Raw genomic sequence first — 25,933 nt, 5'->3', positions numbered from 1 at the left:
CCGGAAGAATCCGGGCCGGCCGCCGCCGACGGGTTGGTGGTCCCAGCCGGATGCCCGCGTCGGCGATAAGAGCCTCAGAGCGCCACGTTGTCGAACAGGCTGGGATTGAGGGCCGACGGCGGGCGCCGCAGCTGGGACGCCTGCTCGTAGTCGTACGCGTACCCCAGGAGCACGGGTTCGCTCCACGCCTTGCCCAGGAAGGCGATGTTGAACGGGCGGCGGTTGGATGCCTGGTAGCCGGCCGGAACGCTGACCGAGGGGTAGCCGGCCTTGGCCCCGATGCCGGCGCTTCCGCTGTTCGCGAAGAGCAGGGCGGTCAGGTTCTGATCGGCCATCAGCGCGTCGATACGGTCCTTGCTGTCCATGAGGTCCTGCGCCCGATCGGCGAGGTACTTCGCGGTGTCGGCGCTGCCGGGGCTGAGATCCATGGCCTGCGAGGCGGTGGCGAGGACCTGACCGAACTTGAGCGCTCGCGCGCTGTGCGCGTTGTTGTAGGCGACGATGTCCGCGAGCGTCTTGGCCGGGGCGTTCCTGGGCAGTCGCGCGAGATAGGTGTTGAGGTCCCGCTTGAATTCGTAGCTCAGCACCGAGGAGCCGCCGGGGATGCCGCTGGAAGTGCTCAGCGTGACGCCGACCAGAGTGGCGCCGCGCGCGGTGAGCACGGCGAGGGCCGCGTCCCACAGCGTGCGGTTGTCGGTGCCCGCCGCGGGGACCTGGCTGGCGACCACGCCGATCCTCGCCCCCCGGAGGGCGGTTGTGGACAGATCCCTGGCGAACTCGTGCCCGACCAGTGGGTTGGCCGCGGTCGCCGGGTCCTCCTGGTCCTCGCCGGTGATGACGGTGAGCAGGGCCGCGGCGTCCGCGACGGTGCGGACCAGCGGTCCGGCGGTGTCCTGGCTGGCCGCGATGGGCACGATCCCGGTCCGGCTGATCAGGCCGACGGTCGGCTTGACTCCGACGTCGGAGTTGGCGGCGGCGGGGCTCAGGATCGAGCCGGAGGTCTCGGTGCCGATGGTGAGGGTCGCCAGTCCGACCGAGGCGGCGGCGCCGGGGCCGGCGCTGGAGCCGCTCGGCGTCTGGCTGACGTCGTAGACGTTGAGCACCTGTCCGCCGAGCGAGCTGTAGCCGCCGGGCATCCCGTTGGTGAGGTAGTTGGCGAACTCGGTGAGGTTGGCCTTGCCCAGGATGACCGCACCGGCGGAGCGGAGCAGCGCGACGAGCGGGGCGTCCTTGTCGGGGTGGGAGTCCTTCAGCGCCACTGATCCGGCCGTGGTGGGCATGCCCACGGCGTCGATGTTGTCCTTGAGCAGTACGGGGATGCCCAGGAGCGGGCTGTTGTGCCGGTTCCGTCGGCGCCGGGCGTCGGCCTCCCCGGCCTCCTTCAGGGCGTTGGGGTTGAGGCTCCGGACGGTGTTGAGGCCGGGTCCCTGGACATCGAGGGCCTCGATGCGCCGCAGGTACTCCCAGGTGAGCTGGACACTGGTGATCCGGCCCGAGTCGAGCAGCCCGGCCAGCTCGGCGACCGTCGCGCTCTCGAGGTCGGCGGGGAACTTCGACTTCGACTTCGCCTTCGACACCGGGGACGGGGACTTGGTGGCGGCCGAGGCGGGGCCGACTGTGAGGCCTACGACTCCCAGGGCACCAGCGGCGGCCGGAAGGGCGCCCGCCAGGACCAGGCGGCGGGAGGGCTCGGACCGCACGGACTCGTTCTTGTCGATTTCAGGCTCCTCAGCGATTGGATCCAAAACTCAACTGCCGCCATGGAAGCCCTGATTCGTATCGGCGCCGTTTCCCGTCGGGGTTTTCTGCGTTTCGCGCCGCGACCTGCCGGTAGCGACGCCCGGGGCTCAGGCCCCGGGCTCAGCGCGCGTCGTCCAGCAGGGCGGCCGCTCTGGTCAGCAGCTCCTCGTAGACGGCCGGGCGGTCCGCGTCGATCACCGGGTAGCCGACACCGAAAGCGCCGTTGACCCAGCGGGCCGTGACGCCGGGATTGGCGCTGTCCGTGCCGTCGTACAGGAAGACGTGCGGGCTGCAGTTGACCCGGCCGCCGGCGGCCGCGCGGTGCTGGGCGGTCACTGCGGCCCGGGCGGTGCCGTGGTCCAGCGCCCGGGCGAGCGCGTCCACGTCCACCACCCCGGTGGAGCGGGCCGTGTCGAGGATGACGTGCCGCATGGAGATGCACCGGCCCTCGGCCCAGAAGGCCCGGCGCAGGGCCCGGTCGAGCTGCTCGCTGGCCTGCCAGCTCTGCTCCTTCGCGGCCTGGACGGCCTCCAGCGCGGGCAGGGTCGTGACGGGATACGTCCAGTCCGGCCCCTGCCACAGCCGCCAGCCCGCTTCCGGCTCCAGCGCGCCGAGCACCGCGATCTCCGAGTCCACCCCGGGGCGGGCGTTGACCTCCTCGTTGAACAGTTCGAGCGGGAAGGCCCGCAGGTCGAACCAGATCCGGCCGTCGAGGCCGAGCCGCCGCCGGGTCTCGTGCAGCCGGTGGACGGCGACATGGGCGAAGGAGCAGTTCAGATCGGTGAAGACCGCGATGGTGTCCGGGGTCCGCGGCAGCCGGGTGTCGCGGACGCCGTTCCGCGCGGCTGGGTTCTGTCCAGTGGTCATGGTGTCCGCCCTTGTCTCGGCCGTCTCGGCCGTCTCGGCCGTCTCGGTTGTCTTGGCAGTGTCGGCAGTGTCGTTCTCGGCATGCGGTCCGCGCGCGGCGGCGCCCGTGGTCGGGGACCACGGGCGCCGCCGCGCGGGACACCGGGTCAGGTGGCGTCCTCGACCCTGATCAGTCCCCACCAGCCCTCGCTGACGCCCCAGTGCAGATTTCCGGTGCGATAGGCGTAGTCCCCGGGGCGGTCCGCCCGGAAGCGGACCGTCCGGGTGGAACTCGCGGCGAGGGCGCCGATGGTGGACACCCACGGCCCCCGGCCCGTCTCGGAGGCGTCCCAGACCTGGCCGTGCACGGTGAAGATCTGGTTGCGGCTGCGCGCCCCGCCGACCGCGAGGTGGATCACCACCTGCTCACCGCGCCGGGCGCGCAGCAGCGGTGTGCCCGGCGGCGGGCCGGCCAGCGAGGGCCGCAGCGGGTGCAGGGCGGCCGTCCGGTAGTTGTACGCCTTCTGGCCGTCGTCGTCCCTGCTGTCGGAGAGCAGGTTGCTCACCGGCTGGGTCAGATCACCGTCGTGGTAGAGCCGCAGCCCGTCCTGCGGGATCAGCACCAGTTCCCTGACCGGTTCGCGGTCGCGGCCGCGGACCAGCACCTGCTCCCCGGTCCAGCGCTCCTCGCCGGTCACCGGATCCGTCGGTGTGGCGTCGGCTTCCTCGACCACCAGCGCGCCGACCAGGCCGCGGCGCATATGGGTCACCACATCGGCGTGGTCCCGCAGCAGCACCACGCCCGGCTCGTCCGCGTACCAGGAATACGTGCGCGCCCCTCCCGGCTTGACCGTGCCGTCCTCGTTGCGCCCGACGGCGGCGCCGTCCTCGGTGACGACGTCGTAGCGCAGTCCGGTGGGGTGCAGCGAGACCCGGCCGGAGACGGTACGCGAGCCCGGGTCGTCCTTGGCCAGCAGGGACGGGTCGTACGCGCTGGGCGGCGGCGGGCCCTCCAGTTCGTTGATCAGGGTGACCTCGACCCATTCGCCGGCCCGGCACCTGAGCACCAGCGGACCGCCGGCCGGCTGCCCGTCCACCTCGTACACCAGCCCGTACGGATCGACCCGCTTGTCGCTGTAGAAGATGTCCCGCGCCCGGGCCCGGACGGTGTAGCGGCGCACCCGGCGCTTGGCCGGCAGCCACTGCCGTGCGCCGATCACGGCGTCCGGCAGCGGGGGCAGGTCGGCCCGTACGCCGTCGTGCAGCCGCACCAGGCCCCAGGCGCCCAGCCACAGGTCGTCGGTGGCGCCGAAGGACCACAGGTGGTCGCCGGGCGCCTGCCGCGGATCGAGGTCGAGACGGGCGACATTGGAGATGCCCAACGTGTGCTGGTTGCGCCACGGGGTGTCGGAACGGCCCGGCCACTCCCGCCAGCGCAGTCCGTTGGTGGTGAAACTGTGCTGGAGGTCGTGGGAGCCCTGCAGCACGTGCAGCCGGATCCGTTCGCCGGGGTAGCCGCGCAGCACCGGTGTGCCCGGGTCGTCGTGTACGGCGCTGGAGAACCAGTCGGCGGGGTCGCCGCCGCGCTCCGACAGCGGCTCGCACCGGTAGTTGACGCCGAAGACGCCCTGGTCGTCGGGCCCGCCGGGCACCGGCGGCGGATTGATCGCGGTTCCCTGCCCGTCTGCCGAGTGCTCCACCAGCGGTACGAAGTCGCCGAGCGCCAGGACGTATTCGCGCAGCTGCTCGCCGCCCGGGCGCCTGATCACCGCCCGGGTGCCGCGCCGCAGCGGGGTGCTGCCGTCGGCGGGGTCCAGCCATTCCGCGTCGGCCGCCTCGGCGACGAGCGCGCCGAACAGACCGTGCCGCTGACGGTAGTTGGCCAGCAGATGATCGTGGAAGAAGACGGTGCCGAACTCCTCGTCCACATACCAGCGGTAGGTCCAGGAGCGGTACGGCTCCCCGTCCGGGCCCAGATCGGCGGTGGTGGTGCCGGAGATGTAGTTCCAGCCGATGCTGGAGCCGTCCGAGATCAGCGGGTCGTACTTGACCAGGTGGGTGTGCAGGCCGGCCTCGGGCTGGAAGGGCAGTTCCGGGTCGAACGCGGTCTCGGCCTGGACCCCGGTCGGCAGCTCATTGGTCAAGGTGAGCTCCACGATCTCGCCCTTGCGGGCCCGGATCACCAGCGGTTCGACCGTGCGCTCACCGGCCGCCAGCTGCCGGCGGAACTCGTCGAGGCCGCCGGCCTCCTCGATCTCCTCGGCCAGCACGAAGAAGTGGCCGCGGTGGTCGTGCCACGTCATGGCGTGCTCGGCGGCGGGGTCGCCGTGGTAGTAGACGGTGCCGGTGGTGACGACGAGATGGTAGCGCCGCACCGGCGCGCCGGCCGGACCGATCTTGGTGAACGCCTCGCCCGGCTGCGGATCCTCGCAGAAGGCCGCCGCTTCCAGCTCGGTGGGCGGTCGCCCCATGCCCGCCGGCTGGTGCGGGGTACGCGGCGGCCGGGGCGACTTCTGCGGGTAACTGGCCGAGTCCTTGATGAAACCGGGGAAGCCGGGCCGCTCGGCGGTGGGGGCGGGCGGGGGCGCGCGGTCCGGCAGGGGCGCGAGGGCCGCTATCGCCGTGCCGTCCGGGTAGCGGCCGGTGCCGTCCTGGCGGGTGTCGAACATCCGGAACAGGCCCCACATCCCCATGTGGAAATGCACGTACATATGGCAGTGCCAGATGGAGTCGCCGGCCGCCGCCTGGCGGGAGCCCAGCCCGCCGATCAGCTCCAGGGTCAGGCCCTCCTGCGGGCTGATGCTGACCGAGTCGACGATCGGCGACGCGGCGTCGCCGGGGTTGACGCGCCACTGGTGCAGGTGGGTGTGGAAGACATGGGTGTCCCGCATCCCGCCGTGCACCAGCCGGATGACAGCGGGGTCGCCGGCGTAGCCGCGCAGGACCGGGGTGGCCGGGTCGCCGAACATCCAGGAGCTGTGGTGCATCTCCTCGCCGGTCTGCTTGTCCGCGACCGGGTCGAGCCGTCCGTCGGCCAGCATCTGCTGGTAGGCGTACATCCGCCATTCCATCGGCTCGATGCGCAGGTTCACCGGCAGCATCGCGTTGTTCGGCGGGGTGAGGTCGGCCATCGTGTCGGCGCCGGAGGGGCCCGCGGCCCGGCCGGCCGGCGAGGGGGTGCGGGCGGTGATCGCGGGCATCACCATCGGCATGCCGGGCATCCCCGGCATGCCGGCCATCGCGCCCGCCACGTCGGCCGGATTGTCGTTGCTGGGGTACTCCATCATGAAGATGACGAACTCTCGGAAACTGCGGTCCGGCAGGTGGATGTCCGCGTAAAGGCCGGACGCCAGTGGGCTGCCGGTCTCCGGGTCGGTCCAGGTGGCCTCCGGCGCCTCCACCACCAGGGCGCCGATGAGGCCGTGCGACTGCGCGCCCTCGCCGCGCGGGTCGGCCATGTCGCCGAAGTGGAAGACGCCTTCGTGCTCGCAGTCCCACACGTACTCGCGGTGCCCGCCGGCCGGCACCGCGCTGTCCGGGTTGCGTCCCACCGCGGTGCCGTCCTGGGTGCGGGCGTCGTACCGGACCCCCTGCACGGTGATTCCGGTGGGACGGGACAACTCGTTGGACAGCCGCACCCGCAGCCGCTCGCCGCGCCGGGCCCGCAGCACCAGCGGGCGGGCCAGTGGGTGCGGGCCGGGGACGTCGTCGGGATCGGTCAGGTAGTCGGGGAACGGCGAGGGCCAGGAGGCCGCCACCGCCCGGAGCTCGGCGGCGTCCTCGGCGAGCGTGTAGAGGGCTCCGTTGACGTCGTGGTCGCCGAAGCGGTTGTAGGCGATGGGTACGGCGAGGGCGACGACGTCGTAACTGCGGACCGGCCGGCCGTCGGTGCCGGCACGCACCGATCCGGTCGCGTACGCGGCCGCCGACGGCTGCGGCGACGGCTGCGGCGACGGGTCGGACGGCGCGTCGAACGGCGGTGAAGAGGTGGTCATGTGCGGTGTTCCCCCGTTGCTGATCACGGTGTGCGTGGTGGTGGTCGGATGGTTCCGGGACGGCTGTCCCGGCGCGGATGTTCTGCCGCGGACGCCGGCCGGCGTCAGCCGGTGCTGTGGTCGAAGCGGCCGGTGACGGTGCCCGTTGACGACACGACCCGGCCCTGCCAGCGGTAGACCTGGCGGAACGCGCCGTCCGCCGGGTCCGGGGCGGTGCGGCTGAACAGCAGTGCCACCCGGTCGCCCCGGTGGACCGGAACCGGATCGCGGACCGGCAGGTAGCAGTGCTTCCAGCTGTCGGACGTGGTGCGCCCCTCGATGTCGTCCGCGGAGATGTCCAGTGCGACGGTCGGCGAGAGGGTGGCGGTGAAATATCCCTTGAAGCCGGTCAGCACATCGTCGCGTCGCGCGGTCCACACCAGCGGTACGCGGTAGTTGCCGTCGCCCTCTCCCGACAGCTGTCCGAAGTCGTAGACCCGGGCCACCCGCGGCGCCGCCAGATAGCCGGACAGCGGCAGGACGGCGTCGTAGTACAGGTCGAACGGGCTGGGCGCGCCGCGCCCGCGCAGCAGGCCGGCGAACCGCTCCCGGCCGCCCGCGTCGTGCGGCGCGCCGTCGCGGATCTGGGCGTGGGCGTGCGGCGCCGAGACCGGGACGAGATAGCTCTCCACCCGGGAGGGCAGCATCGCCCCGCCCTCGGCCAGGAAGCGGCGCCCGGCGTCGGCCAGGATGGCGCCGAAGTTCTCGTTGTCGGCGAGGTTGCCCATGATCTCGGAGATCACCAGGTCGACCCGCTCGGGCAGTTCCAGGTCGAACGACAGCCCGGCCAGCGGGTGGAAGCGGTCCGCGTGGCCGGCCGCCGCGATCCGGCGGCGGGCGGTGTCCAGCACCGCCTCGTTGAGATCGATGCCGTAGACCCGGGCGGCGCCGGCCTCCAGCGCCCACTGGGCGAGGATGCCTGTCCCGGTGCCGAGGTCGAGTACGACCGAGCCCGGTTGTACCGCTTCGCGCACGGCGGCGTGGAAGGCCTTCATCCGCAGTTCGTCGCCGAGCATCAGGTCGTGGAAGTCCTCGCCCCAGTCGAGCAGTCCCTCGGAGGCCGGCAGCCAGACCTGTTCACGGGTGTAGGCGCGGGTGGCACCGGCCTGGTTCACTCGGGTTCCCCTCTCCCGCCGTCCGGCTGCGCGCAGGGCCGGGTCGGCACCGGCCCGCAGCTCGGTCCGGACCGGGGCAGGCCGGTGGCCAGGTCGAACGACGACCGGTGCAATGGACAGGTGATGCGCAGGGTGCGGGTGTTGACGAAGCCGTGCACCAGGCGCCCCTTGCGGTGCGGGCAGGCCGCCGCGAGCTCGAAGCTGCGGTCGCCGACGGTGACCCGGATCCACTCCTGCGGCAGTGCTTCGACCACTGCCTCGTGCGGCTGCCCGGTGCCGGGCCCCGGGCCGCTCACGCCGCCTCCCGGGCCCGCTCGACCGCCGAGTCGAAGGCGGTGCCGAGCAGTTCCGACAGCAGTGTCGCCCCGATCCAGAGCTTGGTGGCGTCCAGCGGGTGCACCGCTTCGTACTCCCTGATGGCCACCTGCATCTCCTCCATGTGGAAGAGGTCGATGTGCAGATGCTCGGTGTAGTAGCGGCCGTTCTCGATGCCCAGGCGCTCGCAGGCGCGTGCCTGCACGGTGAAGGCCGCCGGGATGCTCGCCTCCAGGTAGGCCAGCGCGCCGAGGAAGTACTCGATGTGCGGGGCGCGCTGGGTCAGCCAGAAGAAGACATCCAGGAAGGCGAAGGTCTCGTCGCTGGTGAGGTCGAGGAGGTCGTCCACCGTCCGGGGCAGGCCCAGCTCGCCCAGCAGATTGAGATAGAGCTGCGAGTGCGCCTGCTGGAGGTTGCCGCAGCCGAACTCGTCGATCAGCACCCGCATCACGGCCATCTGGGAGCGGATCGGCAGCCGCGGGACGGCGGGGAAGAAGTTCTGCGCCTCGGTCAGCCCGTCCAGTCCGAACTCCCGGACCACCAGGGCGAACTCCTCCCGGGTGGCCTTCTCCGCGAGATAGCGGCCGGCCGGGGACGGCTCGCGCTCGGCCGCCAGCAGACCGGCCAGCCGCTCGACCCATGCGGCGCGGGAGGCCACCGGCGCCGTCCGCTCGGCCAGGCCGGCGATCAGGGGCTCGATCCAGTCGTGCTCGATGGCGGTGATCCGGGTGAAGGTCTCCAGGTCGGGCACCGAGCGGTTGTAGACGAACAGCCGCTTCAGATCGCTGTCCGCCGGTGTGGTCGTCATACCGGGCTCCTTTCTTCTGTCCTGGCCGGCCCGGACGACGCGGCCGGGACGGCGATCCTGTCCGCCGCCGCGGCTGCCTCGGCGGTGTCGCGCGCGGCCGTCACGTCGGTGCTGATCACACCGCGCCGGTGCAGTTCCGCCTTGACGGTGCGATACCAGTCGTCCCGGGCCAGCCCGTGGCGTTCGCACGCCTCGCGCAGCAGCGCGGCACCGGCCGCCGACCGCGCCGCGTCCGCGCGGCCGGCGAACACCTCGGCGCACAGGGCGGGTTCGACATTGGCCAGCGCCATGACCCAGCCGTCGGTGCCCGGCCGGTCATGGACCCGTTCCTCCAGGCCCTGGAGCACCGGCAGGCCCGGGCGCGCCGCGATCAGCGCCCGGGTGAACCCGGGGGAGCCGCCGGAGTCCTTGACCGCGGCGACCCCCGGCAGGGCGCAGATCCTCAGCAGGGTGCCGAGTTCCAGGGTGTTGCCGGAGACGGCCGACTCCACGTACACGATCACGGGCAGCCGGGACGCCGCGCTCACGACCCGGTAGTGCCGGTACATCTGTTCCTGGGACACCTGCCGCCCGAACGGAGTGGCCACCGCCACCGCCCGGGCGCCGAGCCCGGCGGCCTCCCGGGCCAGTTCCGCGACCTGGGCGGTGTGCGGCCACAGCAGACCGGCCCACACCGGGGTCCGGCCGGCCTGCCGGACGGTGTGGGACACCATCGCGGTCCACTGACGGCGGGTCAGCGCCCAGCCCTCCCCGGTGCTCAGCGTGGCCAGCAGCGCGTCGACATGCGGGCGGACGATGCCCACCAGGCGGGACACGTCCGCCCCCGACACCCCGCCGTGCGCGGTGAGGGGCGTCACCAGGGCCGCGGTCAGTCCTGCGTACACGGGTCCTCCCCCCACAATCGCGCGGGCGTGACGCGCAGTGCCAGCGAGGTGCGGTACATCTCCTCCAGCGGCGCAGGGAAGGCGGCCTCCGCGCCTCCGCCCGGCGGCAGTACGGGCAGCTCGCCGAGCGCGAGCAGCCGCGGGCTGGCGGTGTACAGGATCCCCTTCCGGGCCAGCACCATGCCGGCCAGCAGCCGCTCGTGCGCCGGCAGCGCCTCCAGACCGGGAGTGTCCCGGGCCGCGTCCAGGTCCGCCCGGCCGTAGCCGAGCCGCTCGATGCGCATGTCGGTGTGCAGGTTGTCCATGAACGGGTAGTAGGCGTCCTGCACCGCGCGCGGGAAGCGCCACACCACGTCGTCGCACCGGCCGACCTGCTCCAGGCTCATCGTCACCCGGCCGTCCAGCCGGGACGCGAAGAAGGACTTGCAGGCGACCCGGACGGCTTCGTCGGTGCTGTTCATACCGAGGAACAGCGTGGCGTCCACATGCACGGCGTCGGACGTCACCGCGGCGCCCTCAGGCATAACGCTTGAGCGAGGTGCTGAGCTGCTCCAGCGCTTCGGAGAACATCTGCGGGTCGCGGGCCAGCGCCATGCGCAGATACGACTCGCCCCGGCTCGGCTGGCTCCAGAAGAAGTACCGGCCGGGCAGCAGATACAGGCCCTGTTCGGTCAGATCGCGGTGGAGGTCGCTGGCGGAGAGCTCCGGATGGTTCACCTTGAACCAGGCCACGCTGACGTTCACATCGGGCTTCTGGTACTCCAGAATCGAGCCCTCCAGCGTCCGGCGAATCAGTTCGTGATTCACCCGCAGCACCTCGCGCACCGAGAACAGTTCGTCCTCGATGGAGTCCTCGATGTACTGGGTGAGCATGTTCAGAACAAAGGGCGAGACGTTGAGCAGGACACTCGTGTGCAGGTCGTAGACCGACGAGTGAATGTCGTCGCTGACCGTGAGCATCGCGGCTTTGGCGTCCTGCACCGGCCAGGTCTTCCCGGTGTCCTCGATCGCCATGTAGGAGACGCCCGAGCTTTCCAGTAATTCATACACGTCGAAACGCTCGACCGCCGGGTCGAACAGCGTGAAGGACGCGAAGCAGAAATCGATCACCAGCAGCTTGTTGTGGTCCTTGCAGAACCGGACCACTTCCTCAAGTCCTTTTCGGCCGAACTTGAGCAGACTGAAACCGGTCGGATTGTTGGGTTCGACCAGGAAGAGCACTTCGGTGCGGACCTGGCGCTTGAGTTCCGCGTAGATTCTGTCGGGGTCGTAGAGCGCGGACTCATTGACCGGGTAGAGCGGGACCCCCATGTTGATCAGGACGTCGTGGAGATTGTCGAAGCACGGCTCCAGCAGTGTGACGGCCATCCGCTGCTGCTTGAGGAACATGCCGACGACCATGGTGGAGATGGACGCCGCGTAGGAGAGCATGGTCTTCTTCATCGACCGCGCCGTGGGCTGTTTGTGCAGGCGGAAGAAGGCGTCCACGAAACGCTCCTCGTACGTGACCTGCAGACCTTCCTCGGCCTCGTGCCACAGGTCGGGGAGACTGAGGACGATCCTGTCCTGGCTGGCGGACTGCCGCTGATGGGTGTGGGCGTCGGCCAGGTTGAAGCGCGTGCGCAGCGCCTGGATCTCGTGCTGGGTCAGATCGATCAGCGAATCCTCTTCCAGCCGGCCGGTGCTTTTGGTCCTGGTGGTGTCGCGGCTCATGACTTCTCCATTTTCTGTGAACGTTCACCTACGGCTTCCTGAAGCCGTGGGTGATTGCTGGAGCCGTGCGGGATTTCCGGGCCGAACGGCGAGTACGCCGCGTCCCGCCCACTGCTCGTCGACTCCGCCGGGCCCGCCCGGCTGTCCCGGGGCGGTACTGGGGCGCGGGGGAGGACGGGTGAAGAGGGGATTACCCGTGAAGCGGGCAGCCGTACGGGGCACTCGCCTCGGCGCGGCGGGCCGGCCCAACGGCCCGCTGCTGGAATTTCGCCGGCGGTCGTCGCACGCCGGATTCCTGATGGTGAGGCGCTGCCTCTCGTGCACCGCTTCCCGAAAGCGGACGTGATCTACTGCCGCAGGAACCCATGATTCCTCTTCCCCCGTGAAGACAGACAGAGTCCGAAACGCAGAGCCAAGCTACACCGCGAACCTTCCGGCGACAAGCAAACAAAAACTTCCTGCGTTTACCTCCTGGATTCCCCGGCGGATATGATCAAGGAAAACGAATGCGGAATGACGCGCTCAGGCATCAGGTATTCGGCCGGAAAAGTACATGCCGAAGTGGCGGGAGCATCCGCTCCCGCCTCAGCATGGGAAACGCCTCCCGCGCGCCGGACACGCTCGGCGCGCGGGCCCGCGGCCCTTATGCCTGCCGGATGGCCTCGATCTCCAGCGACAGCTCGATCTCCTTCGAGACCAGCAGGCCGCCGGTCGGCAGCGGCATGTTCCAGGTCAGGCCCCAGTCCTCGCGGTTGACCTTGCCGCGGGCGGAGAACACCGTACGGTCGTTGTCCCACGGGTCACGCGCGTACCCCAGGTACTCGACCGCGAGGGTCACCGAACGCGTCACCTCCTTGATGGTCAGATCGCCGACCAGCGTTCCGGCGGTTCCGTCCCAGCTCACCGAGGTGGAGGTGAAGGTGGCCGTGGGGTGCTTCTCGACGTCGAAGAAGTCGCCCGAGCGCAGGTGGTCGTCGCGGGTGCGGTCGCCGCTCTCGACGCTGGCCAGGTTGATGACCGCCGTGACGCGGCTGTCCTCGGGCCGTTCGCCGATCTCCACGGTGGCGTCGACGTCGGTGAAGCGTCCGCGGACCTTGGTCAGCATGAAGTGACGCCCGACGAAGCCCACCTCGGCGTGACCGGGGTCGACCTTCCAGGCACCGGTGGCGGGAAGCACCACACCGTTGAGTTCACGAGTGGCGGAAGTGGGGGACGTGGTCATGATTGGCTGCTCCTGTTCGACTTCGGCTGATTCGGTCACGCCACGGTGGGCTGCGTGGTGATGCTGGTGCTCACGGTCGGCAGGCCGCCCTCGATCCAGTCCTTCTTGCCCAGCGCGTACTCGGCGACGTTGGTGTACCCCAGCTCCTCCAGGCGCTTGGCCGCGATGCCGGAGTTGGCGCACGGACCGTCGGAGCAGTACACGATGACCTCGGTCTGCTTGTCCGGCAGCAGGCCGGGGGCGAGGGTGTCGATGTCGTCGAGCGGCATGTTGAGCGCGCCGGGTAGGTGGCCCTCCTCGTAGTACGAGGGGGGCAGCGCCTCCAGGACGACGGCCGAGCCGGCGTCGATGCGCTTCTTGACGTCTTCGCGATCGATCGGGCGAACCATGCGGGTGCCTTTCCTTCGGCGGATCTCGCAGATTTCAGTGCGTACGCACACACATTAACAAGTATGTGCGTCCGCACACAACTCCTCGGTACACTGCTGTGATGAGCGAAGGTGATCTGGGCGCGGAGGCGTGGCGAGCACTGCTGCTGGCCCACAGCACGGCTGTCCGGGCCGTCGAGAGCTATGTCCAGCAGCACGGTCGGGTCCCTCTGACCTGGTACGACGTGCTGCTGGAGCTCAAAGCCGGCGGTGAGCGCGGCCTGCGGATGCAGGAGGTCGCCGATCGCGTGCTGCTCAGCAGGACCCGGGTCAGCCGGCTGGTGGACGACATGGTGCGCGGCGGCCTGGTCCGCAAGGAGGCCGACCTCACCGACAAGCGGGTGGTGTGGGCCTCCATCACCGACGCCGGCCGGGAGGCGCTGTCGGCGACCGCGCCGGCCTACCTGCGCGGTATCGAGGCCCACTTCTCGGCCTACCTCACCGAGGAGGAGGCGGCGGGGCTGGCGCGGGTCCTCCTCAAGGTGGCGCAGGGCGAGTACGCGGCGAAGTCCCATTCCGTCGGCGGCCTGAGCGGCCGGCGTACGGTCCGCGCCGGAGAGCGCGACTCCTTCCACTGAACCGGCGCGGGCCCGCGGTCGGTCCCGCCGGGCGGATGGTCACGCCCCGGCGAGCAGCGGATCGTAGGCGGTGGAGCGGCGGCGGCCCGACATGAAGGAGAGGAAGTCCGCGACGAAGGCGCTGCGGGAGTACCGGGCGTCGGCGGCGGTCACGGTGCGTCCGAACCCGGTGCGGAACAGCGCCCGGTGTTCGTCCGCGTCGATGAAGTGATCGCCGTCCTTGTCGGTGGCGTCGAAGAGGACCCCGGCCACCCTGATCAGCGCGGGCCCGGCGAGGGACGGGACCGCGGCGGCGTACTCGTCCTTGCTGATCCGGCCGTCGCCGTCGATGTCCAGAGCCGCCTGGAGTTCCCGCCACCACGCGGCGCAGGCGTCGTACAGCCTGGTCTCCGCCGGTTCGTCCAGATCGAGGCGGGAGCACAACTCCCTTGCCATGGCGGCGAGATCGGGCCAGTCCAGATAGCCGTCGCCGGTCTGGTCCAGCACCGCGGTGAAGAACTCGTCGGCGCTGCGCTCCGGCGCGGTTTCCCCGGCCGGACCGCGCTGCTCGGGCAAGGAGGTGACCAGCCGGAACAAGGCGCCGGCCTGCTTCATCCGGTCGCGCAGCGCGGTGGTTGCCGCGGCTCGGGGGTCGTCGGGGCCCGAACGGCCCGGGCCGTCCGACCGGTCCCAGTGGTCCGGGGACCGGAAGAGCAGGTCGGTGACGGTCTCGGTGCGCAGCCAGTTGTCGGGGAGGAAGCGGGACAGGCCGGCGGCCATGTAGGCACCCTGCATCAGCGTCTGCGCGCCGGGGATCTCGGGCAGACCCGCCCGCCGGCGGAAGGGCTCGGGCAGGGACGCCACGGTGATGGCGCCGATGACGGGCCCGGCGAGGGTGCGGCCCGCCGCCCACATGGTGGGCAGGCTGTCGAGCAGAGGCGGCGCCGGCAGATGGTCGAAGAGCTTGTAGAGGATGATGCGCAGCGCCTCGGTGTCCTCCAGCTCCTCCTCGACCGTGCGGTCGTAGTACGGCCAGAACTCAGCAACGGTGGGCGGCAGTTGTCCGCCGTCGTCGCCCAGCACCGCGTGGAACGCACGGAATTCGGCGTACAGCCGCTCCATCGTGGTCCGCTCCAGCGGCTGCCCGCTCAGCCGGCACATGGTGACGGAGCTCTCGAACAGCGTCGCGACAACCCAGGCGCGGACGTGCGGGTCCATCGCGTCGTAGGGCCGGTTCCGCGCGTCGGTGCCGTTCAGCCGGGTGTGCAGGCGGTTGAGCCGTGCGGCCTCCCGCTGCCGCGTGCTGTCGTCGTCGCCGAACATGCGCTGCATGCTGATGAGGGTGTTGTGCAGCCGGCGCCACGGGTGCGCCACAAAGGTGGAGTTGTCGATCAGCGCGGCGCCGACCTGCGGGTGGGCGGCTTCCAGGACGGTGGCCCTGACCATCGCCAGCGCCCAGCGCGGATCGTTGAAGAACCGGTGGAACTGCGAGTCCCGACCGAACAGGGACTCGGGCTGTTCCTCGGCGGTCGGCGGTATGGCGCGGTGGCCGGCCGGACCGGAAGAGCGGTCCGCGGCCCGGCCGTCGACGCGATCGGGGGCCGGTTCACGTGTGCGCCGGGGGCGACTGCTGGCGGAATCCGTCACGGGTGGGGTTCTCCGATCGTGTGCGGTGTCACGCCGCCGAAGCGGCGCTCGCGTTGCCGGTAGGTCTGCAGGCACTCGACGAAGTGCGCCGCGCGGAAGTCGGGCCAGAGCACCGGCGGGAAGATCCATTCGGCGTAGGCCACCTGCCAGAGCATGAAGTTGGAGATGCGCTGCTCGCCGGAGGTCCGGATGACCAGGTCCACGTCGGGTGTGTCGGGGAAGGGCAGGTGGGCGGCGAAGTACCGCTCGTCGACGGCGTCGGCCGGCACGCCGCTGCGGATGAGGGAACGGGCCGCCTCGACGATGTCCCGGCGTCCGCCGTGGTCGAAGGCCACGGTCAGTGTCATCGCCCGGTTCGCCTCGGTCAGCGTCATCAGGTCGGCGAAGTCCCGGGCCAGTGGGGCGGGGATACGCGGGTCCGCCACCCCGAGGAAGCGGCAGCGGATGCCGCGGGCGTGCAGCAGCAGCGCGTGTTTGCGTACGACGCGGCGGACCAGGCGCATGAGGAAGTCCACCTCGTCGCCCGGGCGTCGCCAGTTCTCGGTGGAGAACGCGTACAGGCTCAGCCAGCCCACCCCGGCCGCCCGCGCGGCCTCGATGACGTCGATCACCGTGGTCTCCGCCGCGAGGTGCCCCGACGTACGCGGGAGGGACCGGCGCGCCGCCCACCGGCCGTTCCCGTCCATCACGCACGCGACGTGGTGCGGCATCCCGCGGCGGCGTCCCTCCTCGATCGGGGGACGCGGAAGCGGACGGACCGGCCCCGGCGCGGAAAAGCCGTTCGGTTCCACCGTCGTACCCACTCTCCCCGCCAACCGCCGCACCGCCCCTCGCCGCGGCGCCCGCCCAGTCGGCGGCCGCACCGCGTCGGCGGACCCGGCTTGCAGGTTGCCCGCCGCCCGGCTCGGACACGTCGCGATCCGCGCACATTCACCCGGAGGAAGTCAGTACGAATCAGGGCCGGCGGCTGGCAGTGCCGACGTGCCGGGGTCAGTGCGGGGGCCGGCCCCAGCAAGGGCCGCCGCTATTCGCTGCGCGGTCCTGCGGGTCGCGGTGACCGTCGTGTCCAGGATGCCGCCGCCGCTCGGGAACATGACCCAGACAGCTGCCGTGTCGTGGGAGGACAGGCGCAGGGGAACGGCGACACAGGTGACGGCGGGGTCGACCTGCCCGATGTCGAGCACGGGGCGCAGGTCGCCGTGACGGGCTCGGCGCTGGGCGCGGGCCCAGGCCGTCCGGGAGGCGTCCAGGCCCCCGGCGGAGCGTCCGTCCGTCCGCAGGACCATGCCGGGGCGGGGCTCACCGCGGTCGAGTGGGCGAGCGCCGGGCAGCACATCGAGAACGAGCCCGTGTCCGGGGGCCTCGACGCTGATGGCGACGAGGGCGCCGGTGGCTCTGGCGAGATTCACCAGGGGGCGGCGGGCGGCCTCGCGCAAGCGGACCTCGGCGCGTGCCTCCGAGCCGAGATCCTTCAAGGTGGGTCCGATATGCCAGCGGCCGTCGGCGCGTCGCACGGCTCCGACCGCCTCCAGCTGTCCGAGGAGCCGGTGGACGGTGGTGCGGGGCAGGGCGCAGTCACGCTGCAGGTCGCTCACCCGGGCCGGACCCGAGCGGCGCAAGGACTCCAGCAGCGCGAAAGCGGTACCGATGACGGATCGCGCGGACTCGTCAGCCGGTTCTGAAGCCGCCACACGCACACCTTCCTCGTGCCATCGGGGGCCGGGAGTCCCGGGGCGGGCGGAACGTGTCCGGCGGTCCCGCCGCCGATCGGCAGCCGCCGGGGGTGTCCGCTGAGCGGTCACCGATTCGTGGCCTTCTGTCCTAGGCTCCTAGCATCCGGGGATATGAGTGATCTTACCGGACAAGTGGATGTCGTATTCGTGGGGGCGGGCCACAACGCCCTGGTCGCAGCCGCCTACCTGCTCGCGGCGGGCCGGAGCGTGTGCCTGATCGACGGGATGACGCAGCCCGGCGGCTGGGTACGGACAGAGGAGCTGGGCGCTCCCGGTTATCTGCACGACCGGTGGTCGGCGCTGCACCCGGGGCTCGTCGGCGGTCCGGTCTGGGCCGAGCTCGGCCCCGACCTGCGGCGCCACGGCCTCGCATACGTGGTGGCGCCACTGGCCACCGGATCCTCCCTTCCCGACGGGCGGGCGGCTGTCGCCCCGGTCGACCCGGAGGCGTTCGCCGCCGAACTCGACCGGCTCGGGGAGTCGGCCGGCTGGAACGGACTCTTCGCCGCGATCGGCCCGTATCTGCCCTCCCTGTTCGGTCTGCTGGGCGGCGGTCTGGACGGCGCCGAGGCGGAGGCGGCGCTCGCCGGGCTGAGCCGCGGCGGCCGGGAGAGTCCGGTGCCGTTCGACCGCCTTGTGACCGACAGCGCTCTGGGACTGGTGACCGAGCACTTCAGGACCGAGGAACTGCGCTCACTCGCGGCACCGTGGCCGCTGCATCTGGGCGCGGGCCCCGAGGACCCCGCGAGCGCGCTGTGGGCGGCGGTCGCGCTGGCCACCTTCGCGGTGGGCAATCCGACTCCGGTGGGAGGAAGCGGCCGGCTCGCACAGGCTCTGGCCGCTCTGGTCGCGGAGCGCGGCGGCACTCTGCACCTCGGGGTCGACGTGGACGAGATCCTCCTGCGGGACGGTCACGCCGTCGGTGTGCGGACCTCCGACGGGGCGACGGTGACCGCCGGCGAGGCGGTCGTCGTCTCGACCCCGCCCGACCTCCTCTACGGCCGTCTGCTGAGGAACGCGGGGGGTGTCCCCGCGGGGGTACGGTCGCAGGCGAAGGCCTACCGCTACCGGCGCGGCTGCTTCCAGGTCAACCTCGCCCTGTCCGCCCGGCCGCGCTTCAACGACAGCCGGCTCGACCAGGGCGGTGCCATCAACCTCGGGCGCGGTGTGGACGCGCTCGTGACGTCCGTCCGGCAGGCGGAGGCCGGTCTGCTGCCGCGGTATCCGTCGGTCTCCTGGCACGAGCCGACCGCTGTCGACAGCACGCGTGCGCCCGAGGGGCATGCCGTGGTCCGGTTGCAGGTGCTCGACGTGCCGCTGCGCCCGTCCGGCGACGCGGCGGGAAGCTCCCACGGGACCCGGGGGTGGGACGCCGCGGCCAGGGAGGCCTTCGCGGACCGGGTCCTCGCCGAGGCAGGACTTCACGCCCCCGGCTTCGCCGATCTCGTCGTGGAACGCCACATCACCTCTCCCGCCGACCTCGCACGGCAGAACCCGAACGCCGGCCCCGGCGACCACGCGCAGGGCGACAACTCCCTCGTCCAGGCATTCGCCCGGCGTCCCATGGCGGCCCACCGCGGCGGCTACCGCACCGCCGTCCCGGGCGTGTGGCAGATCGGGGCGGCCACCTGGCCGGGCCCGGGCGTCAGCGGGGCCTCCGGACGCAACCTGGCCCGCGCCCTCACCGACGGGAGCCCCGCATCGTGATCCCGGGGCTGCCCGGCTCGCGGCACGTGGCCGCACCATGGTGGAACGAAGCCGATCACCGCCCCCGGTCCACCGCACCAGCGATCAGAAGGAGCACACCGAGATGACCGTCATGCGAGCCGTCGCTTCCTACCAGGGTCTGCCCATCGACGATGGCAACAGCCTGCTCGATGTGGAAGTGCCGGTTCCCGACCTGCGCCCCCGCGACGTACTGGTCCGGGTACGGGCGGTGTCGGTGAACCCGGCCGACGTCAAGATCAGGGCGGGGCTCGGCCGGTCGGCGACCCCGCGCATCCTGGGATTCGACGCCGCGGGCGTCGTGGAGGCTGTCGGACCCGAGGTCACCACGCTGGCCGTCGGAGACGAGGTCTGGTACGCCGGTGACATCACGCGCGCCGGCAGCAACGCGGAGTTGCAGGCGGTGGACGAGCGGATCGTGAGCCGCAAGCCCGCCCGGCTCGGCTTCGCCGAGGCGGCCGCCCTGCCGCTGACGACGATCACGGCATGGGAGTCGCTCTTCGAGCACTTCGCACTGAGCGAGACCTCCACGGGCAGGCTCCTCGTCCTGGGCGGGGCCGGCGGAGTGGGCTCCATGGCCGTGCAACTCGCCAAGGAACTGACCGGTGTCGAGGTGCTGGCCTCCGCCGGGCGCCCGGAATCCGTTGCCTGGCTGCGTGACCTCGGCGCGGACCACGTCGTCGACCACCGGAACCTGGAAGCCACCACCAGGGCCGCGGCTCCGGAAGGGGTCGACTACATCCTGAGCCCCTTCACCCGCGGCAACATCGAGCACTACGCCGAGATCCTGCGGCCCTTCGGTCACATCACGGCCATCGACGAGCCCGAGGGACTGGAACTCCTGCCGCTGAAGCTCAAGAGCATCAGCTGGCACTGGGAGTTCATGTTCACCCGGTCCATGTTCGGCACCGCCGACATGATCGAGCAGAAGCGGCTGCTGGAACGGGTGGCCGCGCTCGTGGACGACAAGCGGATCCGTACCACGGTGAGCACCACGATCGGCGACTTCACCGCCGCCGGTATCCGGGAGGCCCACCGTCTGGTGGAGGGCGGCCACGTCACCGGCAAGGTCGTTGTCGCCCGGTGACCGGCTTCGGCTCATGGCGGCCGATGGAAGTGATCCCGATCAACGGCCGACGAGGACAGCGGCAGAGCCAGGGCGGCGGCTGATCCGTCCGGCGCTCGGTGAAAGAAGGGGCTCGACTGATACGCAGGCCCCAGCGCCGTCTTCACGCTGGTGACGGACGCATGGATTCGTCCGAGGAATGCGCACCCCAGGGTTCAACCGATTGCTGAGGCAACCCCCGAGGTGTGAACAAAGGGGTTCATGCCGCGAGTGATTGCCTCAGCCACCCGTCTGGATGAGCCGGCCGGTCAGCCGGTCGGCGACGATGCGAACCCACTGGTCACGCGACCCGCCTGCCCAGGGCTGGGCGCCCGGCCGGTCGAGGTAGTCCTGGATCATGTCGGGATCGGTAAGGATTTCCGCCCTGCCGAACACCAGGACGCTCCAGCCGTCGCTGGCGCGATCACTCAGCCGGTCGACTTCGAAGGTGATGTCCGAGCCGGGATCGGGATCCGCGGCGCCGCCGCGGGCGGTGCGGTACACGACGTCCGCTCCGTCGACCAGATAGTTGACCGGCAGGATCACCGTGCCGTACTCGCCGGGCAGGGCGACTCGCCCGACCCCGTGGTGCCCGAGGCGGGCCCGGCATTCCTCGGTGTTCAGCTTCGCCAGGCGCGGTGTGCGGGCGGGCGGGTTCTGCCCGCGCGGGGAGTCGGCACGCCCCTCCATGAGTTCTTCATAGGTGATGTCCAGCGCGACTGCCACCTTGTGCAGAGCTTCCGGGTCGAAATCGCTCTCCATCTCTTCGAGCTGCCGAAGATAGGTCGGCGCCATCCCGGCGCGTCTGGCCACATCCTCCAGCGTCATCCCGCGCTGCTCGCAGTACCCCGCGACGCGCTGCCTCAGGTCGGGCGAGCCTGAACTGCTGGTGTCCGACGCGTCCCGGGGGCTCTCCTGGGCTGCCATCACGCTCACCTCGTCCGCTTGTCGTGCCGCGCATCAGAGCCGCCCCCTCGTTCATGGTGCACCGACTCCCGGCGGCGTGCCAGACCGGGCAGAGCCCTCTGCTCGGGTATCCGCTGGCCGGGGTCACCTGGGGCGGCTAGACCGCCGTGGGGACACCCAGTTCGGCGAGCAGGCCGCGGACGCGAGCCTCGATGTCGTCGCGGATGGGTCGGACGGCGTCGATGGTCCGTCCGGCGGGGTCGTCCAGGGTCCAGTCGAGGTAGCGCCTGCCGGGGAAGACGGGGCAGGTGTCGCCGCAGCCCATGGTGATGACCACGTCGGAGGACCGGACCGCTTCGGCGGTGAGGACTTTCGGGGTTTCGGCGGAGATGTCGATGCCGGTCTCCTTCATGGCTTCCACCACGGTGGGGTTGAGCCGGTCGGCCGGGGTGGAGCCGGCGGAGCGGACCAGGACGCGGTCACCGGCGAGGTGGGTGAGGAAGGCGGCGGCCATCTGGGAGCGGCCGGCGTTGTGGACGCAGACGAAGAGCACGGAGGGGACAGAGGGGGCGGCGGGGGAGGTCATCGGGTCAGGGCGCTTTCTTCGGAAGGATCGGGGTCGGCGAGCCGCTGCCCCGCGCGCGTGACGGCCTGATCGGCCGCCGCGGGGGTGGGGTGGCCGAAGGTGACGGCGACCAGGCACAGCCCGGCGGCGGTGCCGGTCAGCTGGGCGGCGACGAAGGGCAGTACGGAGGCGGGGGCGATGCCGGCGAAGGTGTCGGTGAAGGCCCGGCCGATGGTGACGGCGGGGTTGGCGAAGCTGGTGGAGGAGGTGAACCAGTACGCCGCTCCGATGTAGGAGGCGACCGCGACGGGCGCGAGGTGGGCGCGGCCGGTGCGGGGCAGGCCGAGGGCGAGCCAGATCAGCCCGGCGGTGGCCACGGCTTCGGCCAGCCACAGGTGGCCGGCGGACCGGTCGTGGGTGGACCAGGTGACCAGGGGGCGGGCGAACATCGCGTTGGCCAGGACCGCGCCGCCGATGGCCCCGGCGGTCTGGGCGGGCAGGTAGGCGGCCAGTTCGCGTGCGCCGAGGCCCTGGCCGGTGCGGCGGCCGGTGAACCAGTCGGCGAGCGAGACCGCCGGGTTGAGGTGGGCGCCGGAGACCGGGCCGAGCAGGGCGATCAGCACTCCCAGGCCGAATACGGTGGCCAGGGAGTTGGCCAGCAGACGCACCCCGACGTCCCGGGTCAGTTCGGTGGCCTGGATCCCGGAGCCGACCACTACGGCCACCAGCGCGGCCGTCCCGAGCGCTTCGGCCGCCGCCCGCCGTGCGAGGCCCGCGCCCGTGGTCATGCCGTCGCGGGGGCGGCCGGGGCCTGGAGCAGGCCGGACAGCCGGTCCAGTGCGGCGGGCAGCACCCAGTAGTAGACCCAGGTCCCGCGCCGCTCGGAGCCGACCAGACCGGCCTCCCGAAGCACCTTCAGATGATGGGAGATCGTCGGCTGCGAGACGTCGAACGGGCCGGTCAGGTCGCATACGCACGCCTCGCCGCCTTCATGGGAGGCGATCAGCGACAGCAGCCGCAGCCGCACCGGGTCCGACAGCGCCTTGAACATCCGCGACAGCTCCGCCGCCGCTTCCTCGCCCAGCGGCTCACGGACCATCGGCGCACAGCACGCCGGGTCCTGGCCGAGGACGGTCAGACCAGCTTGTTTCGACATAGCTCTATGTTGACACCTGTCTAATCAGCTGCCAACGTCGCTTGCATCGACGATTGTCGATGCAACGACGGGAGAACGTCATGTCCCGTGTTCGCTCGTCCCACCGCGACGGGCACCGGCCGGGCGGCCGCGCCGCGGGGGGCACTGGCGGCTTCCTCGTCTGCGGACGGCGGGGTCAGACGGTGCGCAGGCCGCGGTCGCGGAAGTGGCCGCGGACGCGTTCGAGGAGTGCGGGGTCCGGCGCGGGGGTATCGCGCAGGGGGAAGGGGATGCCGAGGGCGTCGTACTTCGCGGCGCCCAGGGTGTGGAAGGGCAGGACATCCACGCCCTCGACATTGCCCAGGCCGGCGGCGAAGTCCGCCAGACCGCCGACAGCGATGGGGTCGTCGGTCCAGCCGGGGACCAGTACGTAGCGGATGCGGACCGGCACGCCCAGGCGGTCGAGCCGGGTGGCGAAGGAAAGGGTGGGTGCCAGGGCGCCGCCGGTGAGCTCGCGGTAGGTCGGGACGTCGAAGGACTTGATGTCGAGCAGCACCAGGCTGGTGTCGGCGAGCAGTTCGTCGGTGGCGCGGGCGCCGAGGAAGCCGGAGGTGTCCAGGGCGGTGTGCAGGCCGAGTCGCCGGCAGCGGTGCAGGAGGTCGGCGGTGAAGGCGGGCTGGAGCAGGGGTTCGCCGCCGCTGAGGGTCACGCCCCCGCCGGAGGCGTCCAGGAAGCCCCGGTATCTCGCGATCTCCGTCATGACGGCGTCCGTCGTTGCCGTGCGTCCGTCGCGCAGGTGCCAGGTGTCGGGATTCTGGCAGTAGAGGCACCGCAGCGGGCAGCCGCTCAGGAAGAGGACGAACCGGCTCCCGGGGCCGTCCACCCCGGTGGACAGGTCCCAGGAGTGAATCCGGCCGGCGGGCGGTGGGGCAACCGCCTCCGGGCCGGGGGATGCCGCCCGGCCGGCCGCCGGGACCCGGTCGGCGTTCACCGGGCGCCGTGGAAGGTGCGGCTGATCACGTCGAGCTGCTGCTCGCGGGTCAGCCGGACGAAGTTGACCGCGTAGCCGGAGACCCGGATGGTCAGCTCGGGGTACTTCTCGGGGTGCTCCATGGCGTCTTCGAGGGTGACCCGGTCCAGGACGTTGACGTTGAGGTGGAATCCTCCGCCGGCCATGTAGGCGTCCAGGACGCCCACCAGATTCCCGGCCCGTTCGGCCGGGTCGTGGCCGAGCCCTTCCGGGGTGACGGTCGAGGTGAGGGAGATCCCGTCACGGGCCCGGTCGTAGGGGATCTTGGCGACCGACATCGCGGAGGCGATCACACCGTGGCGGTCCCGGCCGTTCATCGGGTTGGCGCCGGGCGCGAAGGGTGCCCCGGCCGGGCGTCCGTCGGGGGTGCTGCCGGTGTGCTTGCCGTAGACGACGTTGGAGGTGATGGTGAGCACCGACTGGGTGTGCTCGGCGTCCCGGTAGGCCGGGTGGCGGGCGACCTTCTCCATGAACGACTCGACCAGGTCCACCGCGAGGGCGTCGGCCCGGTCGTCGTTGTTGCCGTAGGCGGGCCAGTCGCCTTCCGTCTCGTAGTCCACGGCCAGCCCGGTGGCGTCCCGGACGACCCTGACCCGGCCGTACCTGACCGCGGAGAGGCTGTCGGCGGCCACCGACAGGCCGGCGATACCGCACGCCATGAAACGGTGCACCGGATGGTCGTGCAGCGCCATCTCCAGCCGTTCGTAGGCGTACTTGTCGTGCATGTAGTGGATGACGTTGAGCGCGTTGACGTAGGTCGCGGCCAGCCAGTCCAGCGTGCGGTCGTAGGCCGCGCGCAGTTCGCCGTAGTCCAGGTACTCCCCGGTCAGCGGCTGCGACGGCGGGGCGACCTGCTCGCCGGTCATCTCGTCGCGGCCGCCGTTGACCGCGTACAGCAGCGCCTTGGCGAGGTTGACGCGGGCGCCGAAGAACTGCATCTGCCGCCCCACCGCCATGGCCGAGACGCAGCAGGCGATCGCGGTGTCGTCGCCGGTGCGCGGGCGCATCAGCTCGTCGGACTCGTACTGGACGGCGCTGGTGTCGATGGACACCTGGGCGCAGAACCGCTTGAAGCCGTCCGGCAGCCTCGGCGACCAGAGCACGGTGAGGTTCGGCTCGGGGGCCGGACCGAGGTTGTAGAGCGTCTGGAGAAAACGGAACGAGGTGCGGGTGACCAGGGTGCGGCCGTCCGCGCCGATCCCGCCGATCGATTCGGTGACCCAGGTGGGATCGCCGGAGAACAGCGCGTCGTACTCCGGGGTGCGCAGGAACCGGACGATCCGCAGTTTGATCACGAAGTCGTCGATCAGCTCCTGGGCGCGGCTTTCGTCGAGGAGGCCGGCGTCGATGTCCCGCTGGAGGTAGATGTCCAGGAAGGTGGAGGTGCGGCCCAGCGACATGGCGGCGCCGTTCTGCTCCTTCACCGCGGCGAGGTAGCCCAGGTACAGCCACTGGACCGCCTCGCGGGCGGTGGCGGCCGGGCGGCTCACGTCGCACCCGTAGGTGGCGGCCATCCGGGTCAGTTCGCCGAGTGCGCGGATCTGCTCGGCCAGTTCCTCGCGGTCGCGGACGACATCGGCGGTGGAGGGGTCCTGGTCCAGCAGGGCGCGCTCGGCCCGCTTGGCCTCGGCCAGGCGGGCGGTGCCGTAGAGGGCGACCCTGCGGTAGTCCCCGATGATCCGGCCGCGGCCGTAGGCGTCGGGCAGGCCGGTGATGATGCCGACCTTGCGGGCACGGCGCATCTCGGGCGTGTAGGCGTCGAAGACCCCCGCGTTGTGGGTCTTGCGGTACGAGCCGAAGACCTTCGTGACGAACGGATCGGGCGCGTACCCGTACGCCCGCAGGCCGTTCTCGACCATGCGCAGCCCGCCGCCCGGCATGATCGCCCGCTTCAGCGGCGCGTCCGTCTGCAGACCGACGATCAGCTCACGCTCCCGGTCGATGTAGCCCGGGGCGTGCGAGGTGATGGTGGAGGGAGTCGCCGCGTCGACGTCGAGGATTCCTCTGCGCCGCTCCTCGGGCAGGAGCGCGGTGATCCGGGCCCACACCGCGAGGCTGCGCTCGGTCGGGCCGGCCAGGAAGCCGGGGCCGCCCTCGTAGGGGGTGTAGTTGGCCTGGATGAAGTCGCGCACCGCGATGTGCTCGCGCCACCGCCCGCCCCTGAAGCCGGTCCAGGGAGCTGCTGCCGCCGCCTGGGATGTGACCTCGGTGATCGCCGTCATGTCGACAGCCCCCTCGTCGTGTCGTTGTCCGGTGTCCTCCTTTCGATGGTTGCCGGACGGCCTGGCGGGTGGGCAGGGCCGACCGGACCTCCCGGCGGCGCCGGTCGGCCCTCGGTGGCCTGCCGGCACGGGGACAAGGCTGGAAGGAGCCGGACCGGCGACCGCGAGCGGGGCGCCGGAGACCTCCGGCAGCGGGGGATCGA

General features: G+C 71.4%; 23 protein-coding genes. 3 read left to right on the top strand and 20 right to left on the bottom strand.

Going from position 1 to position 25,933, the window contains the following annotated elements; all coding sequences use genetic code 11:
* Positions 1 to 74: 74 nt before the first annotated feature.
* The 11 genes from ACFO3J_RS17445 to ACFO3J_RS17395 all read right to left on the bottom strand — a co-directional run bounded on the left by ACFO3J_RS17445 (position 75) and on the right by ACFO3J_RS17395 (position 13,066).
* A complete protein-coding gene (locus ACFO3J_RS17445; RefSeq protein ID WP_386430356.1) occupies positions 75 to 1,700 on the bottom strand; it encodes an amidase family protein in 1,626 nt (541 codons plus the stop codon).
* A gap of 160 nt (positions 1,701 to 1,860) precedes the next feature.
* Positions 1,861 to 2,607: a DsbA family oxidoreductase gene (locus ACFO3J_RS17440; RefSeq protein WP_386430355.1), complete on the bottom strand. Its 747-nt coding sequence runs from the start codon at positions 2,605 to 2,607 to the stop codon at positions 1,861 to 1,863.
* Positions 2,608 to 2,753: 146 nt separating this feature from the next.
* On the bottom strand, positions 2,754 to 6,581 hold the full coding sequence (locus ACFO3J_RS17435; protein WP_386430354.1) for a multicopper oxidase domain-containing protein: 3,828 nt from the start codon (positions 6,579 to 6,581) through the stop codon (positions 2,754 to 2,756).
* 104 nt (positions 6,582 to 6,685) lie between these two features.
* Complete coding sequence (locus ACFO3J_RS17430) at positions 6,686 to 7,735, bottom strand: methyltransferase domain-containing protein (RefSeq protein WP_386430353.1); 1,050 nt, start codon at positions 7,733 to 7,735, stop codon at positions 6,686 to 6,688.
* Positions 7,732 to 8,031, bottom strand: coding sequence for a Rieske (2Fe-2S) protein (locus tag ACFO3J_RS17425; protein WP_386430352.1), 300 nt, complete (start codon positions 8,029 to 8,031; stop codon positions 7,732 to 7,734). The genes ACFO3J_RS17430 and ACFO3J_RS17425 overlap by 4 nt, the downstream gene beginning before the upstream one ends.
* Positions 8,028 to 8,858, bottom strand: a complete 831-nt coding sequence (locus ACFO3J_RS17420) for an iron-containing redox enzyme family protein (protein ID WP_386430351.1) — start codon at positions 8,856 to 8,858, stop codon at positions 8,028 to 8,030. The genes ACFO3J_RS17425 and ACFO3J_RS17420 overlap by 4 nt, the downstream gene beginning before the upstream one ends.
* On the bottom strand, positions 8,855 to 9,742 hold the full coding sequence (locus ACFO3J_RS17415; RefSeq protein ID WP_386430350.1) for a dihydrodipicolinate synthase family protein: 888 nt from the start codon (positions 9,740 to 9,742) through the stop codon (positions 8,855 to 8,857). Before ACFO3J_RS17415 ends, ACFO3J_RS17420 begins: the two co-directional genes overlap by 4 nt.
* The gene (locus ACFO3J_RS17410) at positions 9,727 to 10,248 is read right to left on the bottom strand and encodes a DUF6190 family protein (protein WP_386430349.1); all 522 of its coding nucleotides are present in this window, start codon (positions 10,246 to 10,248) and stop codon (positions 9,727 to 9,729) included. The genes ACFO3J_RS17415 and ACFO3J_RS17410 overlap by 16 nt, the downstream gene beginning before the upstream one ends.
* A gap of 10 nt (positions 10,249 to 10,258) precedes the next feature.
* Positions 10,259 to 11,455: an aminotransferase class I/II-fold pyridoxal phosphate-dependent enzyme gene (locus tag ACFO3J_RS17405; protein WP_386430348.1), complete on the bottom strand. Its 1,197-nt coding sequence runs from the start codon at positions 11,453 to 11,455 to the stop codon at positions 10,259 to 10,261.
* 643 nt (positions 11,456 to 12,098) lie between these two features.
* The gene (locus ACFO3J_RS17400) at positions 12,099 to 12,677 is read right to left on the bottom strand and encodes a YceI family protein (RefSeq protein ID WP_386430347.1); all 579 of its coding nucleotides are present in this window, start codon (positions 12,675 to 12,677) and stop codon (positions 12,099 to 12,101) included.
* A 35-nt stretch (positions 12,678 to 12,712) separates the two neighbouring features.
* Positions 12,713 to 13,066: a rhodanese-like domain-containing protein gene (locus ACFO3J_RS17395; RefSeq protein ID WP_386430346.1), complete on the bottom strand. Its 354-nt coding sequence runs from the start codon at positions 13,064 to 13,066 to the stop codon at positions 12,713 to 12,715.
* A gap of 101 nt (positions 13,067 to 13,167) precedes the next feature.
* Between ACFO3J_RS17395 and ACFO3J_RS17390 the strand changes: the two genes are divergently transcribed.
* The gene (locus ACFO3J_RS17390) at positions 13,168 to 13,683 is read left to right on the top strand and encodes a MarR family winged helix-turn-helix transcriptional regulator (RefSeq protein ID WP_386430345.1); all 516 of its coding nucleotides are present in this window, start codon (positions 13,168 to 13,170) and stop codon (positions 13,681 to 13,683) included.
* Positions 13,684 to 13,722: 39 nt separating this feature from the next.
* Here the strand turns inward: ACFO3J_RS17390 and ACFO3J_RS17385 are convergent, their stop codons facing one another.
* From ACFO3J_RS17385 to ACFO3J_RS17375, 3 genes are all read right to left on the bottom strand, one after another.
* The gene (locus tag ACFO3J_RS17385; RefSeq protein ID WP_386430504.1) at positions 13,723 to 15,201 is read right to left on the bottom strand and encodes an oxygenase MpaB family protein; all 1,479 of its coding nucleotides are present in this window, start codon (positions 15,199 to 15,201) and stop codon (positions 13,723 to 13,725) included.
* A gap of 104 nt (positions 15,202 to 15,305) precedes the next feature.
* A complete protein-coding gene (gene uppS, locus ACFO3J_RS17380) occupies positions 15,306 to 16,019 on the bottom strand; it encodes a polyprenyl diphosphate synthase (RefSeq protein ID WP_386430344.1) in 714 nt (237 codons plus the stop codon).
* A gap of 234 nt (positions 16,020 to 16,253) precedes the next feature.
* Positions 16,254 to 17,000 (bottom strand): helix-turn-helix domain-containing protein, encoded by a 747-nt coding sequence (locus tag ACFO3J_RS17375; RefSeq protein WP_386430343.1) that lies wholly within the window; start codon positions 16,998 to 17,000, stop codon positions 16,254 to 16,256.
* A 153-nt stretch (positions 17,001 to 17,153) separates the two neighbouring features.
* Between ACFO3J_RS17375 and ACFO3J_RS17370 the strand changes: the two genes are divergently transcribed.
* On the top strand, positions 17,154 to 18,749 hold the full coding sequence (locus ACFO3J_RS17370; RefSeq protein WP_386430342.1) for a phytoene desaturase family protein: 1,596 nt from the start codon (positions 17,154 to 17,156) through the stop codon (positions 18,747 to 18,749).
* A gap of 103 nt (positions 18,750 to 18,852) precedes the next feature.
* Positions 18,853 to 19,854, top strand: a complete 1,002-nt coding sequence (locus tag ACFO3J_RS17365) for a zinc-binding alcohol dehydrogenase family protein (protein WP_386430341.1) — start codon at positions 18,853 to 18,855, stop codon at positions 19,852 to 19,854.
* Between the two features lie 258 nt (positions 19,855 to 20,112).
* Here ACFO3J_RS17365 and ACFO3J_RS17360 read toward each other — a convergent pair whose 3' ends face one another.
* The 6 genes from ACFO3J_RS17360 to pflB form a co-directional block, all read right to left on the bottom strand.
* A complete protein-coding gene (locus ACFO3J_RS17360; protein ID WP_386430340.1) occupies positions 20,113 to 20,799 on the bottom strand; it encodes a helix-turn-helix domain-containing protein in 687 nt (228 codons plus the stop codon).
* Positions 20,800 to 20,935: 136 nt separating this feature from the next.
* The gene (locus ACFO3J_RS17355) at positions 20,936 to 21,364 is read right to left on the bottom strand and encodes an arsenate reductase ArsC (RefSeq protein WP_386430339.1); all 429 of its coding nucleotides are present in this window, start codon (positions 21,362 to 21,364) and stop codon (positions 20,936 to 20,938) included.
* Positions 21,361 to 22,131, bottom strand: coding sequence for an aquaporin (locus ACFO3J_RS17350; protein WP_386430338.1), 771 nt, complete (start codon positions 22,129 to 22,131; stop codon positions 21,361 to 21,363). The genes ACFO3J_RS17355 and ACFO3J_RS17350 overlap by 4 nt, the downstream gene beginning before the upstream one ends.
* Positions 22,128 to 22,499, bottom strand: a complete 372-nt coding sequence (locus tag ACFO3J_RS17345; protein WP_386430337.1) for an ArsR/SmtB family transcription factor — start codon at positions 22,497 to 22,499, stop codon at positions 22,128 to 22,130. The genes ACFO3J_RS17350 and ACFO3J_RS17345 overlap by 4 nt, the downstream gene beginning before the upstream one ends.
* Before the next feature lie 175 nt (positions 22,500 to 22,674).
* The gene (gene pflA / locus ACFO3J_RS17340; protein WP_386430503.1) at positions 22,675 to 23,388 is read right to left on the bottom strand and encodes a pyruvate formate-lyase-activating protein; all 714 of its coding nucleotides are present in this window, start codon (positions 23,386 to 23,388) and stop codon (positions 22,675 to 22,677) included.
* Positions 23,389 to 23,465: 77 nt separating this feature from the next.
* Positions 23,466 to 25,730, bottom strand: a complete 2,265-nt coding sequence (pflB, locus tag ACFO3J_RS17335; protein WP_386430336.1) for a formate C-acetyltransferase — start codon at positions 25,728 to 25,730, stop codon at positions 23,466 to 23,468.
* Positions 25,731 to 25,933: the final 203 nt, after the last annotated feature.

The organism is Streptomyces polygonati (genome assembly GCF_042650325.1).
Lineage (GTDB): Bacteria > Actinomycetota > Actinomycetes > Streptomycetales > Streptomycetaceae > Actinacidiphila > Actinacidiphila polygonati.
This window is presented reverse-complemented; position numbering and strand designations above follow the sequence as displayed.

Excerpts from the sequence above, each read along its gene's own strand:
- ACFO3J_RS17440 (WP_386430355.1), bottom strand. The coding sequence starts at position 2,607 with ATGACCACTGGACAGAACCCAGCCGCGCGGAACGGCGTCCGCGACACC.
- ACFO3J_RS17435 (WP_386430354.1), bottom strand. The coding sequence starts at position 6,581 with ATGACCACCTCTTCACCGCCGTTCGACGCGCCGTCCGACCCGTCGCCG.
- ACFO3J_RS17420 (WP_386430351.1), bottom strand. The coding sequence starts at position 8,858 with ATGACGACCACACCGGCGGACAGCGATCTGAAGCGGCTGTTCGTCTAC.
- ACFO3J_RS17405 (WP_386430348.1), bottom strand. The coding sequence starts at position 11,455 with ATGAGCCGCGACACCACCAGGACCAAAAGCACCGGCCGGCTGGAAGAG.
- ACFO3J_RS17400 (WP_386430347.1), bottom strand. The coding sequence starts at position 12,677 with ATGACCACGTCCCCCACTTCCGCCACTCGTGAACTCAACGGTGTGGTG.
- ACFO3J_RS17395 (WP_386430346.1), bottom strand. The coding sequence starts at position 13,066 with ATGGTTCGCCCGATCGATCGCGAAGACGTCAAGAAGCGCATCGACGCC.
- ACFO3J_RS17390 (WP_386430345.1), top strand. The coding sequence starts at position 13,168 with ATGAGCGAAGGTGATCTGGGCGCGGAGGCGTGGCGAGCACTGCTGCTG.
- uppS (WP_386430344.1), bottom strand. The coding sequence starts at position 16,019 with ATGCCGCACCACGTCGCGTGCGTGATGGACGGGAACGGCCGGTGGGCG.
- ACFO3J_RS17370 (WP_386430342.1), top strand. The coding sequence starts at position 17,154 with ATGAGTGATCTTACCGGACAAGTGGATGTCGTATTCGTGGGGGCGGGC.
- ACFO3J_RS17365 (WP_386430341.1), top strand. The coding sequence starts at position 18,853 with ATGACCGTCATGCGAGCCGTCGCTTCCTACCAGGGTCTGCCCATCGAC.
- ACFO3J_RS17360 (WP_386430340.1), bottom strand. The coding sequence starts at position 20,799 with ATGGCAGCCCAGGAGAGCCCCCGGGACGCGTCGGACACCAGCAGTTCA.
- ACFO3J_RS17355 (WP_386430339.1), bottom strand. The coding sequence starts at position 21,364 with ATGACCTCCCCCGCCGCCCCCTCTGTCCCCTCCGTGCTCTTCGTCTGC.
- ACFO3J_RS17350 (WP_386430338.1), bottom strand. The coding sequence starts at position 22,131 with ATGACCACGGGCGCGGGCCTCGCACGGCGGGCGGCGGCCGAAGCGCTC.
- ACFO3J_RS17345 (WP_386430337.1), bottom strand. The coding sequence starts at position 22,499 with ATGTCGAAACAAGCTGGTCTGACCGTCCTCGGCCAGGACCCGGCGTGC.
- pflB (WP_386430336.1), bottom strand. The coding sequence starts at position 25,730 with ATGACGGCGATCACCGAGGTCACATCCCAGGCGGCGGCAGCAGCTCCC.